This window comes from Priestia sp. SIMBA_032 (assembly GCF_046535215.1).
Classification (GTDB): Bacteria; Bacillota; Bacilli; order Bacillales; family Bacillaceae_H; genus Priestia; species Priestia aryabhattai.
In genome coordinates this window covers 1-277 of the sequence record NZ_JAWRXD010000533.1, presented here as the reverse complement: position 1 = coordinate 277, position 277 = coordinate 1, and the positions used below count along the sequence as shown (strand labels likewise).

General features: G+C 32.1%; 1 pseudogene. It reads left to right on the top strand.

Annotated elements, in window-relative coordinates:
- A pseudogene (locus SB717_RS35425) lies at positions 1-277 on the top strand (hypothetical protein); the annotation flags it as partial.

Here is a 277-nt window from a genome sequence, read left to right as displayed (position 1 = left end):
TTACACTCTTCCCTCTTATAGTTGGCATTTTATTACGCTTCCTTCAATCTATTAATCGCGAAACGAGTAAACAAAACTGGAGCTTTCAACCGGATAAATTTATTGCTATTACAGTGCCTACACTATTCATTTCCTTTTCCCCAGCACTACTCTTTTCACCACTTGCCGAATACCTACCTTATTTAGTTAATATTATTCTAATAAATACAACTTTTGTTACGATTATTAGTTTAATAGCTGGTTATTCACTATTAGATTGTTTTATACAAAAGGACAA